The 12481-nt window shown below is 64.0% G+C and carries 8 protein-coding genes; all 8 read right to left on the bottom strand.

Annotation, left to right across the window (positions count from 1 at the left end):
- Nucleotides 1–125: 125 nt before the first annotated feature.
- Nucleotides 126–611 (bottom strand): xanthine dehydrogenase iron sulfur-binding subunit XdhC, encoded by a 486-nt coding sequence (xdhC, locus tag AACQ43_RS12185; RefSeq protein ID WP_168967435.1) that lies wholly within the window; start codon nt 609–611, stop codon nt 126–128.
- The gene (xdhB, locus tag AACQ43_RS12180; RefSeq protein WP_168967434.1) at nt 608–1486 is read right to left on the bottom strand and encodes a xanthine dehydrogenase FAD-binding subunit XdhB; all 879 of its coding nucleotides are present in this window, start codon (nt 1484–1486) and stop codon (nt 608–610) included. Before xdhB ends, xdhC begins: the two co-directional genes overlap by 4 nt.
- Nucleotides 1479–3797: a xanthine dehydrogenase molybdenum-binding subunit XdhA gene (xdhA, locus tag AACQ43_RS12175; protein ID WP_168967433.1), complete on the bottom strand. Its 2319-nt coding sequence runs from the start codon at nt 3795–3797 to the stop codon at nt 1479–1481. Before xdhA ends, xdhB begins: the two co-directional genes overlap by 8 nt.
- Nucleotides 3798–4127: 330 nt before the next feature.
- Nucleotides 4128–5501 carry an NCS2 family permease gene (locus AACQ43_RS12170; RefSeq protein WP_168967613.1) on the bottom strand — a complete coding sequence of 458 codons (1374 nt, stop codon included), beginning with the start codon at nt 5499–5501 and terminating at the stop codon, nt 4128–4130.
- A 285-nt stretch (nt 5502–5786) separates the two neighbouring features.
- Entirely contained in the window at nt 5787–7103 is a 1317-nt protein-coding gene (guaD, locus tag AACQ43_RS12165) for a guanine deaminase (RefSeq protein ID WP_010633916.1), read from the bottom strand.
- Between the two features lie 24 nt (nt 7104–7127).
- A complete protein-coding gene (locus AACQ43_RS12160; protein ID WP_168967432.1) occupies nt 7128–8645 on the bottom strand; it encodes a nucleobase:cation symporter-2 family protein in 1518 nt (505 codons plus the stop codon).
- A 95-nt stretch (nt 8646–8740) separates the two neighbouring features.
- On the bottom strand, nt 8741–11638 hold the full coding sequence (locus AACQ43_RS12155; RefSeq protein WP_211162538.1) for a molybdopterin-dependent oxidoreductase Mo/Fe-S-binding subunit: 2898 nt from the start codon (nt 11636–11638) through the stop codon (nt 8741–8743).
- Nucleotides 11635–12411 carry a molybdopterin-dependent oxidoreductase FAD-binding subunit gene (ygfM, locus tag AACQ43_RS12150; protein WP_168967431.1) on the bottom strand — a complete coding sequence of 259 codons (777 nt, stop codon included), beginning with the start codon at nt 12409–12411 and terminating at the stop codon, nt 11635–11637. The genes AACQ43_RS12155 and ygfM overlap by 4 nt, the downstream gene beginning before the upstream one ends.
- Nucleotides 12412–12481 lie beyond the last annotated feature (70 nt).

Below are 12481 nucleotides of genomic sequence, written 5' to 3'. Positions count from 1 at the left end.
TTGCCCGCCCGAAATAACGGGATGCGTGCTTGAGCAGAGGGGTGAAAATAACCTCGCGGCTATTTCAGGCGCCGTCATGTCAGTGCTGAACGACGGTTTGCGAGGCTAATCGAGGGGCTAACCCATCACCCCTTGCAGCACTTCTTCACTGCCCGCACCACGTTCTGATAACCGGTGCAGCGGCACAGATTCCCCGACAGGCCGCGGCGGATCTCCGCCTCGGTCAATGGGCGGCGCTCGGCCTTGTCGAGAAGGGCGGCGCTCGCCATCACGAGGCCCGGGGTGCAAAAACCGCACTGCACCGCCCCCTCGTCGATAAAGGCCTGCTGCACGTCGGAGAGCTCATTGCCCTGCCGCTCCCCCTCCACGGTGCGAATGGATTTGCCATCGGCCCAGACCGCCAGATAGAGGCAGCTGTCGATAGCCGTGCCATCCACCCGCACGGTACAGGCGCCGCACTCACCGACACTGCACCCCTCTTTCACGCTGATGAGCCCCTGCCCGCGCAGGAAGTGGAGCAGCGACATGGTGGGCGACACGGCATAGGAGTATGGTTTGCCGTTGATCTCGCACTGGATCTCCACAGCGGGACAGCTTTGTGGTTGCATCATAAGATCTTCCCTCCGGCACGTTCGACTGCGCAGGCGACCACCCGCTGCGCCAGGGTTTTGATAAGGTGCAGGCGAAATTCCTTTTCTGCCCGCCAGGAGGAGCGCGGCGCCACATCAGCCACCACCGCCTCGGCAATCGCCGCAAGCGTCGCCCGGGTCAGCGGTTGCCCCTCGGCCGCCGCTTCGGCGTGCGGGGTGCGCACCGGCGTCGGGGCCGCCACGCCATAAGCGAGCCGCAGGCGCTTGAAGTGACCATCCTCAATCTGGCAGTAGGCGGCGCAGCCGATGGTGGCAATGTCCATGGCGCCCCGCATGGCGTACTTGAAGTAGTGGGAGCCCACCTGGGGGTGCGCGTCCGGGGCAAAGTGAAACGCCACCAGGATCTCCGCCGGTTGCAGCGCCACCTTGCCGGGGCCGGTGTGAAAACCGGCGATGGGGATGCGGCGCGTGCCATCGGGGCCGGCAATTTCCAGCTCCGCTTCCAGCGCGACAGTCGGCGCCGCCGAGTCGGCACTGGTGGCGCCGTTGCAGATGTTGCCGCCATAGGTGGCGACGTTGCGGATCTGTGGGCCGGCGATGGTGGCGGCGGCTTCGGCCAGCATCGGCAGGCGGCGCTGCACCAGCTCGTTTTCGATGAGCTCGGTAAAGGTGGTGCCAGAGCCGATGCGAATAGCGCCGTCAGCCAGCTCGCTCACCCCCTTGAGTTCGGGCAAGTCGTGAATATCGACGATATGGCGATAGGCGGCGTTGAGGTGATGGAGCTGGATCATCACATCGGTGCCACCGGCCAGCAGGCGCGCCTCGGGGTCGGCCTGGCGCAGGGCGACCGCCTCGGCCACGCTGTGGGCCTTGTAGTAACGGGCAATATCAAACATGGCGTTGCTCCTCCCCTGCTCCCTCGCCAATCAGACCCGCCGCGACAAACTCCCGGAACAGGGTCTTGGGGGTGATGGGCAGCTCGTTGATGGCGACCCCGGTCGCCATGCGAATGGCGTTACGGATCGCCGGGCCCGGCGAGATGATGGGCGGTTCTCCCAGAGATTTGTGGCCATAGACCGACTGGGGCTCGTAGGTCTGCACGAAGTCGCATTCAAGCTCGGGCAGATCCAGCATGGTGGGGAACTTGTAGTCGAGCAGGTTGGGGTTGCGCACCACGCCGGTCTTGGCGTCGATGATCATCTCCTCGAACAGGGACCAGCCGATCCCCATCCCCATGCCGCCGTGCACCTGCCCCTCCGCCAGCTGCGGGTTGAGGATCTTGCCCGCATCGTGCAGGTTGAGGATGCGGTTGATGGTCACCTTGCAGAGATCGATGTCGACACTGAGATCGACGAAGGTGCAGCCAAAGCTCGGCGGGTTGGTGGTGGTCTTGTGGGAGACCTCGGAGGTGATCTGGCCGCCGATGGTGAGGTGGTAGTAGGCGTTGACCGACACCTCGGCGACGCTGATGAGCACCTTGTCCGGCGCACCGGCAAGCACCACGTAACCGTCGATCAGAGTGAGCGATCCCACATCCTGATGGCAGAGCTGGGCCGACAGCGAGAGGATGCGGGCCCGCAGTTGCAGCGCCGCCTGATGAATGGCAGGGGCTGCCACATAGCTCTGGCGCGAGGCGAACGAGCCAGGATCATAGGCGGTGATGTCGGTATCCTGGGTCGAGATGACCCGGATCTGCTCAAACGGAATGCCCAACGTCTGGGCCGCCATCTGGGCAAAGACGGTGTCCGACCCCTGACCTATCTCGGTGGCACCGATCTGCAGATTGACGGTGCCATCCTGATTGAGCAGCATGCGGGCGCCGGCAATTTCGACCCCCACCGGGTAGGTGTTGGAGCCGTAGCTAAAGCACGCCACCCCGATGCCACGGCGCACCCGACTCGCCGGATCCTGCGCCAGACACTCGGCCTTGAGCCGCTCCCACTCGAACTGCTCGCCGCCCCGGCGCAGGCACTCAGGGAGCCCTGCACTGTAGATGGTCTTCTGGTTGACCTGATTGACATCCCCCTCGCGGGCCACGTTGGCGATGCGCACCGCAAGCGGATCCAGACCCAGCTCGGCGCAGGCATCATCCAGCATGCATTCGAGGGCAAACACCACCTGGGGCGCGCCGTAACCGCGCATGGCACCGGCGGTGGGCAGGTTGCTGTAGAAGGTTTTGGCGTCGTAGCCAAAGGCACTGCGCGGATAGAGGTAGCTGATCTTGTTGGCGCCGGCGCTGGCGATGGAGTGGCCGTGAGAGGCATAGCCGCCGGTGTTGGAGAGCACGTCGAGCTGATACCCCTTGAGGGTGCCATCCCGGTTGATACCGAGGGTGCCGTCGATGGCAAAGCCATGGCGGGTGCGGGAGGCAAAGAAGCACTCCTCCCGGCTCAGCGTCACCTTGACCGGCACGCCACCGAGCTGGTAACTCAGAAACGCCGCCATCGGCTCTTCCAGCACATCCTGCTTGTTGCCAAAACCGCCACCCATGTAGGGCTTGATCACCCGCACGCTCGACCAGGGCAGGCCGAGGGATTTAGCCACCCGGCTGCGCACAATCTGGGGGATCTGGGTGCTGGTGACGACGATGATGTGGTCCGGCTGATCCATGTAGGCGTAGCAGGTGACCGTCTCAAGATGACAGTGCTGCACCACCGGCGTCTGGTAGTGCCCCTTGAACTGCAAGTCGGCGGCGGCGATGGCCTGCTCCGGCTCTCCCGCCCGGATCTGACTCTGGCGCAGCAGGTTGCCGCTCGGGTGGATGGGACAGGCCCCCTCGGCCAGGGCGCTGGCCGCATCCGTCATCACCGGCAGCGGCTCGTAGGTCACCTTGACTAGGGCAGCGGCCTTCTCGGCCACCAGCGGATCGCGGGCCACCACGATGGCGACGCCATCGCCGAAGTGACGCACATGGTCGGTGAGCAGGCGGCGGTCTTTCACATCCCGCTTGGTCTCATCGAGGGACCAGGCGTGACCGGCGGTGCGAAAACAGGTGGTGGGCACATCCTCGTGGGTGAACACGGCTTCGACCCCGTGCAGGGCCAGCGCCTCGCTGGCGTCGATGGTGAGCACCTTGCCGTGGGCGATATGGCTTCGCACGTACTTGGCGTGGCGCATGCCGAGCATGATGTTGTCGTCGGTGTAGCGGGCGCTGCCGGTCACCTTGGCCTCGGCATCCACCCGCTTGAGCGGTAATCCTATGGACATATGCAAGTCCTTTGTCAGGCAGAAAAAATCAGAACCGGTATAAAAAACAGCAAGATATGCGCCCGTTTCCGGCACGTCGGGCCAACCGGGGGGCAAAGGCGGCGAGCAAAAGGAAGAAGTGTGAAGAAGATCCCATCCAGCGCCCATCAGGCTCTCCGTCATGGCCGTGGCCAGCCCCGCAGCCGCAACCCATGGAGGACTCGGCGGCGCCAGTGCCGGGCGGCGTTATCAATCTGGTAAGCCCCGTTATCAAAATGGTATGAGTTCGGTTTGAAGGGCGGGACCTGCCAAGAGAGGCAGGCCCCGCGATAGAGAAGAACGCGATGCGGACTAGATGGCCCAGCCGCCAGCGTAGAAGAGCACCAGCGCCAGGGCGATGATGACGGTGCCGACGTTGAGCTTGCGCCACTCCTTCGAGCAGATGCGGCCGATCACCAGGGCGCTGAAGCCCAGCATGATACCAGTGACGATGTTGCAGGTGAGCACGATGAAGACGGCGCACAGCAGGCCGGACATGGCGCCGACGAAATCATCGAAGTCGAGCCGGGCAACGTTGCTCAACATTAGCAGTCCCACGTACATCAGCGCCGGTGCGGTGGCATAGGCCGGCACCAGATAGGAGAGCGGCGAGAGGAACAACATCAACAGGAACAAGACCCCTACCACGGTGGCTGTAAGGCCGGTCTTGCCGCCTGCCGCCGTGCCCGCCGCCGATTCGATGTAGACGGCGGCCGGCGCAGCCCCCACCAGACCGGAGAAGATGCTGCTGATGGAGTCGGCGCTCAGCGCCTTGCCGCTGTTGATGATGTGGCCATCCTTGTCCAGCAGATTGGCCTGCCCCGCCACGGCGCGAATGGTGCCGGTGGCATCAAACACCGCCGTCATCACCAGCGCCAGCACGCTTGGCAGCACCAGCGGCGAGAGCGCCCCCATGATGTCCAGGTTGAAGATGAGGGACTTGCCCTGCTCGTCGGCGAGGCTCGGCATGGCGAACAGCCCCTGGTACTTGACCGCCGGATCGAAGATGAGACCGAAAATGGAGATGGCGATGATCACCAGCAGGATCCCGCCCGGCACCTTAAGTTTCTCCAGCCCGACGATGACCGCCAGCCCGATGAGGGACATGATGACCGGCATGGAGGTAAAGGCCCCCAGCGCCACCGGCAGCCCCTCCAGCGGGTTTTTGATCACCAGCCCCACCCCGTTGGCGGCGATGAGCAGCAGGAAGAGCCCGATGCCGATGCCGGTGCCGTGGGCGATCCCCATCGGCAGGTTGTCGAGGATCCAGCTGCGCACTCCGGTCACCGAGATGGCGGTAAACAGCACCCCCATCAGAAAGACGGCACCGAGCGCCACCGGGATGGAGATCTGCTGCCCCAGCACCAGGCTGAAGGCGGTAAAGGCGGTGAGCGAGATGGCGCAGCCGATGGCCATCGGCAGCTTGGCCCAGAGCCCCATCAGCAGCGAACCAAAGCCCGCCACCAGACAGGTGGCCACGAACACGGTGCCGGGGGGAAAGCCCGCCTTGCCGAGCATGCTGGGCACCACGATCACCGAATAGACCATGGCGAGGAAGGTGGTGAGCCCCGCCAGCACCTCCTGGCGCACGTTGCTGCCCCGCTCGCTGATCATGAAGTAGCGATCGAGCGCGCCGCCGGCGGGCTGTCCCGCCGCCGCCCCCTTGTCCGCAACTGCCCCGTCCATCTCGTTTATCCTGTTTGTCTGGCTCATGGCCGACTCCTTCCTGCATCCCTGAATGTGTCGTGACGAAATGGCGGTCGGTGCCGTGGGTCTCTGCTGCCACGGTCGCCGGCATCTTGGGGTTGGCAGGCAAGGCAAACGTTTGACTTGCCATCTAAAAAAACCGGGCCATTTCACCTGCAGTGGCGGGGCAAGCGCCCCGCCTGTCGTGCGGCGCAGGCACCACGCTGGCCCCTGCTGCCGTGTTCCCGGGGCGAGCATGCCCGCCCCTCTGCTTTGAAAAGCGGATCAACCCCGCTCATGCACCAGCTGGCCATCCACGTAGGTGCGGTAGATGGATCTGTCATCCCCCAGGGTCAGCAGCACGAACAGCTTGTCGCGCAGGGTGGTGGAGTTGTCATAACGCAGCTGCTGCAGCGGGGTGGCGACCGGGTCGAGCACCACGAAGTCCGCCTCCTTGCCCACCGCGAAGCTGCCGATCTGCTCGTCCAGTCCCAGCGCATGGGCACCGCCCAGGGTCGCCAGATAGAAGGCCTGATAGGCCGAGAGGCGCTCGCCCTGCAACTGCATCACCTTGTAGGCCTCGTTGAGGGTCTGCAGCATGTTGAAGGTGGTGCCGGCGCCGATGTCGGTGCCCATCCCCACCTTCACCTGCTTGTGCCACGCCTTGTGCAGCTTGAACAGCCCACTGCCCAGATACAGATTGGAGGTGGGACAAAACGCGATGGTGGAGCCGGTCTCCTTCAGGCAATCCCACTCCTGCTCTTCCAGATGGACGCAGTGGGCAAACACGCAGTTGTGGCCGGTCAGCCCGTGCTGGTGATAGACATCGAGATAGCCCTGATGCGCCGGGAAAAGGGATTTCACCCAGGCTATCTCGTCCTTGTTCTCGCACAAGTGGGTGTGCAGATAGGTGGTCGGGTACTCTTCACGCAGCCGCCTCGCCATCGCCAGCTGCGCCGGGGTCGAGGTGGGGGCAAAGCGCGGCGTGATGGCGTAAAGCAAGCGGCCGTTGCCGTGCCAGCGCTCGATGAGCGCCTTGCTCTGTTCATAACTGCTCTCGGCGGTATCCAGCAAATAATCGGGCGCGTTGCGATCCATCATCACCTTGCCCGCGATCATCCGCATGTTGATGCGGCTGGCCGCCTCGAACAGGGCATCCACCGATTCGGGGTGGACGGTGCCAAACACCAGCGCCGTGGTGGTGCCGTTTCGCAGCAGCTGCTTGATGAAGAAGGTGGACATCTCGCGGGCGTACTCGAGATCGTTGTAGCGCCGCTCGGCCGGGAAGGTATGGCGGTTGAGCCACTCCAGCAGCTGCTCGCCATAGGCCCCCACCATCTCGCTTTGCGGGTAGTGGATGTGGGTGTCGACAAAGCCCGGCACTATCATCTTGCCGCGATAATCCCGCACCCGTACCTGGGCCGGAATGCGATCACGGCCCTCCTCCCACTGGCCGAACCAGTCGATGCAGCCGTTACGGATGATCAGCAGGCCGTCTTCGATGAGGCGGGCATTGGGCTCTATCTCCTCGGGCTGGCTCACCACCCGGGTGATGTCAAAGAAGCTGCCGCGCACCGCCTTGACGGAGTTGTCGTTTTTCATCTCTCAATTCCCTCTTGTTGTTCGTTAGCCGCGATCCACTTGCGGGGCGCGCACCTGTGCCTCGTCCGTCGCCAGCCCCTGTTGGCGGGCGGTGGCCGACGGGGCGGGCCGGGTGGCAAAACGGGTGTCGGGTTTGTCGCTCAGCTGGATCAGCTCCACCGCCTCGGCGGCATTGGCGGCCGCTTGGCGTCTGCGGCTCTGGGGCAGCACCAGGTTCATGATGATGGCGGTGATGCCGCCGGCGCAGATGGGGTTCTCCACCAGCATGTAGATGCCCGCTGGCAGCACCTTGAAGACGTTCGGGTCGTAGGAGACCCCGAGCCCCAGCCCGAGCGAGGTGGCGACGATCAGGGTCTCGCGCCGATCGAAACCGTGACTGATGATGATGCGCCCGCCGGCGATGGCGATCATGGAGAACATGATGACCATGGCCCCCCCCATCACCGGTGACGGTATGGTGGTGAAGAAGCGCCCTACCACCGGGAAGAGGCCGAGCAGCACCAGGATGACGGCGATGAACTTGCCCACGTGGCGCGAGGCCACCCCGGTCATCTGGATGACGCCGTTGTTCTGGGCGAAGGTGGTGAGCGGCAGGGAACCGAGGGCCGAGGCGATCACCGATACCAGGCCGTCCGCCAGCACGCCGCCGGAGAGCCGTTTTTGAAATTCAGGGCCCTGAATATCCCGGTGGGAGACCATGGCGGTGGCGGTGATGTCCCCCACCGCCTCCAGCACACTCAACAGATAGATGGTGCCGGCCAGCACGAAGGCGTGCAGATCGAAAGAAAAACCGTATTTGAACGGGATGGGTACTGTGATGAGCGGCAGGTTCTCAAGGGCGGAGAAGTCCACCATGCCGAGCATCAGGGCCACCGCATAGCCCACCAGCAGGCCGATGGCGATGCCGCTCATGCGCAGCAAGGGGCTCCTGCTGCAGTTGAAGGCGACGATGACGCAGAGCACCAGCAGCCCCAGGCCGATGTTCTCGTATTTGCCGAAGGTGCCGCTGCTCATGGCGGAGAAGCCGCCGCCAAAGTCGATGATCCCCACCTTGATGAGGCTCAGGCCAATCATCAGCACCACTACCCCGCTCACGGTGGGGGTGATCACCCGCTTGAGATAGGGCAGCACAAAGGAGGAGCCCATTACCAGGAAGGCCCCGACGAAGGAGACCCCGAGCAGGGTCGAGACGATCAGCTCCTCGTGCAGGCCATCTTTTTTCATGGCGCTGCCAAGCGCGATCATCACGGTGACGAAGGAGAAGTTGACCGACTGGATGGAGAGCAGCCCCGAGCCGATGGGGCCGTAGCGGTTCACCTGCAGCCAGGTGCCGATGCCGGAGGCGATCATCGCCATGGAGACCAGATAGGCGGTGGTCTCGGTGGAGAGGCCAAGGGCCCCGCCCACGATCAGGGCCGGCGTCACCATGGGCACGAAGATGGCCAGCAGGTGGGTCACGGCCCCCATCAGGGTTTGGTAAAAGGGAGGTTTGTCTTCGAGCGCGTAAATCAGGTCCGAGTGCTTGCGTGTTGTTTTAGACATCTTGATTGTCCCATCACACAGAATATGGGCGGAGTACTCATTCCGCTGTCAGGTGCTGGGGGCGAGCCTGCGCCCGCCCCTCACCTTTTCTTTTGTTATGCCGACACTTGTTGCTCCAGCTTGCCCAGTTCGCGCAGGATCTGCTCCGGCGTGAAGTGCCACTTGCGCAACCAGACACCACAGGCGTCGTGGATGGCGGTGGCGATGGCAGGCGCCGCGCCGTTGACCCCGATCTCCGAGATGGACTTGGCGCCGTAAGGGCCGACCTTGTCGTCACTCGGTACCAGGAAGGCCCTAAAATCGCGCGGAATATCGCCGATCTTGGGCGCGCCATAGCTCTTCAGATCCCGGGTGAGCGGGATGCCCTTGCCGTCGTAGCAGATCTCCTCGGTCAGGGAGTGGCCGATAGCCCGCATGGTCGCCCCGTAGATCTGGCCGAGCGCCAGCTCCGGGTTGATGGGGGTGCCGCAGTCGAGCAGGGCGTAGAACTTGTCGAGCCGGATCTCGCCGGTTCTGACGTTGACCGCCACCTCGGCGAAGTTGGCGCCATACGGGAAGGCAAGCTCAGAGGTGATGTAGCTGGCGGTGCCCACCAGGATACCGAAGCCGGTACCGGTCTCGGCCTTGTGGGCCAGCTTGGCGAGGCTCACCTCCCCCAGCTTGCCGCGCACCAGGCCCGGGAACGCCAGCTCAACATCGGCTACCGGCTCGCCCAGCATGGCGGCACCGTGGAACAGGATCTTCTCCTTGAGATTCTCGGCCGCCTTCTTGGCCGCGTTGCCGGAGAAGCAGGTGCCTGACGAGGCGTAGGCCCCCTTGTCGAACAGGGCGTGGTCAGTGTCGCCGGAGATGACGTGCACATCGCTGAGCGGGCAACCGAGCACTTCGGCAGTCAGCTTGGCCACCACGGTATCGAGGCCGGTGCCGATATCGGCGCCACCGGAGTGGACGATAAAGGTGCCGTCCGATTCCAGCTTGACCATGCAGTTGGCCTGATCGATATCCGGGATCCCCGATTTCTGCATGATGATGGCGACACCACGGCCGATCCGCCAATTCCCGTCGGCGGGTTTGGGGCTATCCCACTCGATAAGTTCGCGACCCTGTTTGAGGATGGGTTCGAGGGCGCAGCTGGCCGCGTGGGGCACCGAGGTAGGCATCTTGCCCTCGCCGATGGCACCCAGCACCTTGAGGATGTCCCCTTCATGCACCCGGTTGTGCTCCACCATGTCGAGCTGATCGATACCCAGTTTCTCGGCAAGTTCCGCAATGGCCATGGTCAGCGCGAAGTTGCCCTTGGGCGCACCATAACCCTGATAGGCGCCGGTCGGGCAGATGTTGCTGTAATAGGTGTTGACGGTAAAGCGCACGTTCTCGCACGGATAGAGCGGCAAAGAGAGCGCCGGGCCGTTGCTCGGCACCGTCAATGAGTGGTTGCCGTAAGGGCCGGTGTTGGCTCGAAAATCCATCTCGATGGCGGTGATGGTGCCATCATTCTTGGCCCCCACTTTCACCTTCACCTTGGCCACATGGCGGGAGGTGTTGCTGATGAACTCCTCTTCACGGGTGTAGCGGAAGGTGGCGGGACGGCCGGTGACCTTGGTCGCCCAAGCGCACACCTCTTCCAGCAGGATGTCCTGCTTGGAGCCAAAGCCGCCCCCTACCCGCTCCTTGATCACGTGCACCTGATGCTGCTTCATGCCGACGATGCGCGCCACCTGACGGCGCACGTGCCAAGGCACCTGGGTGGAGGCGTGGATCACCAGACGATCCCCATCCATGTAGGTAAAGCAGATGTGTGGCTCGGTCGGGCACTGCTGGGCCTGGGTCGACTCGTAGGTGCGCTCGACAATCTCGTCCGCCTCGGCAAAGCCCTTGGCCACATCGCCAATCTGGCCATGGACGCTGGCGGCCAGGTTCTCGTGCGGGCGGGAACCGATGGGAAAGTTGATGATCATGTGCTCGTCGCCGCGGTGCACCGAGCAGGCGTTCTGCTGCTCGAGATCCGCCGGTGCTCCAGCCATGTAGACGATGGGCTCGTCGTGGACCAGCGGTGCATTGGGGGCCATCGCCTCGTCAATGCTCATGACCGCCGGCAGCACCTGATACTCGACCTCGATGAGCTTGAGCGCCGCCAAGGCGATGGCTTCACTCTCGGCCACCACGGCGGCCACCCGATCACCGACGTGACGCAGCTTGCGGCCAAACATGCGGCGATCGAGCGGTGACGGCTCGGGCGCGCTCTGGCCACCCGGGGTGTAGTAAATATCCGGGCAGTTGAGGTGGGTGATGACGTGCACCACCCCCGGCATGGCTTCGGCGCGGCTCACGTCGAGTTTGGTGATCACCGCATGGGGATGGGGGCTTCGCAGCATCTTGATGACCAGCGCATCCTCGGTAACCCTGTCCTCCACGTAGCAGGGTTTGGCCTGAACCATCTTGGCGGCGTCCACTTTCGGGCAGCTCTTGCCGATATGGCGCAGATCGTCACGAAACTCGGGGGCAATCTGGCACAGGTAATCGGGATCCTTGAGGCGCGAGCTGGCAAGCTCGATGGCCTGATAGAACTGCTGGTAGCCGCCATCGCGGTGAAACAGGCCCGAGAGGGCGTCGTCGATTTGATCACGGCTGGGGCTGGGGTGGCGATCAAGCAGGTCGGTGACGATGAGCGCCGCAGCCGGATCGTTGTAGCCGGACTGCACCACGCCCACGTCGACCATGGCCTGCTGCACCAGGCTGAGCTGGTTCCAGCTGCCCAGCGACTCAGCGGTGCGCACCTTCGCCCCATCCAGCTGGGCGGCGATCAGCAGGGAGGCGTTGATCACCTTGCCGTTGAACAGGATGGCGTCGGAGCCGGCAAAGCCGAAGCCGTCGTCGCTGTTGCGCACCGAGTGCATCCGGCACTGGTTGAACAGCACCCGCTGGGCATTCTCGCCCGCCGGGGCGATGACGGTACGCAGGGCACCGTTCAGGGTAAAGTTGAGTTCCATCATGCCTGTACCTCCTGCTGCTGGCACTCGACCAGCAGATCCGCCACCACTACCCCGCTGATATAGCGCTTGTAGGCCACGCTGCCGCCGAGATCCGCGCGCGGCGCAACCAGCTCGCTCACGGCCGCCTCCAGCGCGGCATCGTGCAGCTCATGACGCTCCACGTCCCGCAGGCGCATCGGCTGCGGCGTAACGCCAGCAACGGCGACCCGCATCTCGCCAAGGGCATCAAGGGCCACCGCGGCAGTCATCACCGCCAGACCGTCGGCGTTGCGGCTGATGCGGCGAGTGGCGCAGCGCAGCGCGGGCTCCGGCAGCACCACCCCCAGCACCAGCTCCTTGCGCTGGCCCGCCAGATAGGCATCTATGGGTTGCAGCTGGTTGTTCTCCAGCACCACCACGGCTTCGAGTACCAGCAGTACCGGCAGCAGCGGGGAGTCCTGCTGTTGGCAGGCAATCTCGCCGCCGAGGGTGGCCTGATTGCGCAGATGGCGGGAGTAGACAAACCCCAGCGCCTCGCACAGGGCGGCCGGGGTACGGGGGTCGTCTTTGAGGGCTTGCAGGGTGACGGTGGCGCCGATGTGGAGTTGACCGTGCTGCTGCTCAATCTGGCCAAGTCCGAGCTTGTCCAGCGAGATGGCGACCTTCTTGTCGGTGCGGGTCGGGGCTGCGTTGAGCTTGCTGCCGCCCCCCATATAGACGGCGTCGTTGCCAAAGCGGGCCTTGAGTTCCAAAGCCTGACCCAGTTGCTCGGGTCGGAAGAATTGCTCAATCATGTGTCGTCCTTACTCTTGCTGCCCGCCGCCGGGAAAATCCACAGGGCGGGCAATCCAGTCCAAACGTGCG

It is taken from the genome of Aeromonas sp. DNRA1, assembly GCF_963888745.1.
In the GTDB taxonomy this organism is placed as follows: domain Bacteria; phylum Pseudomonadota; class Gammaproteobacteria; order Enterobacterales; family Aeromonadaceae; genus Aeromonas; species Aeromonas hydrophila.
Note: the sequence above shows the minus strand (reverse complement) of the source record. Positions and strands in the feature narration are given on the sequence as shown.

Bases quoted from the DNA above. Each gene is read 5' to 3' on its own strand.
- AACQ43_RS12160 (WP_168967432.1), bottom strand. From the start codon at position 8,645: ATGTCTAAAACAACACGCAAGCACTCGGACCTGATTTACGCGCTCGAA.
- xdhA (WP_168967433.1), bottom strand. From the start codon at position 3,797: ATGTCCATAGGATTACCGCTCAAGCGGGTGGATGCCGAGGCCAAGGTG.
- AACQ43_RS12155 (WP_211162538.1), bottom strand. From the start codon at position 11,638: ATGATGGAACTCAACTTTACCCTGAACGGTGCCCTGCGTACCGTCATC.
- AACQ43_RS12170 (WP_168967613.1), bottom strand. From the start codon at position 5,501: ATGGACGGGGCAGTTGCGGACAAGGGGGCGGCGGCGGGACAGCCCGCC.
- guaD (WP_010633916.1), bottom strand. From the start codon at position 7,103: ATGAAAAACGACAACTCCGTCAAGGCGGTGCGCGGCAGCTTCTTTGAC.
- ygfM (WP_168967431.1), bottom strand. From the start codon at position 12,411: ATGATTGAGCAATTCTTCCGACCCGAGCAACTGGGTCAGGCTTTGGAA.
- xdhC (WP_168967435.1), bottom strand. From the start codon at position 611: ATGATGCAACCACAAAGCTGTCCCGCTGTGGAGATCCAGTGCGAGATC.
- xdhB (WP_168967434.1), bottom strand. From the start codon at position 1,486: ATGTTTGATATTGCCCGTTACTACAAGGCCCACAGCGTGGCCGAGGCG.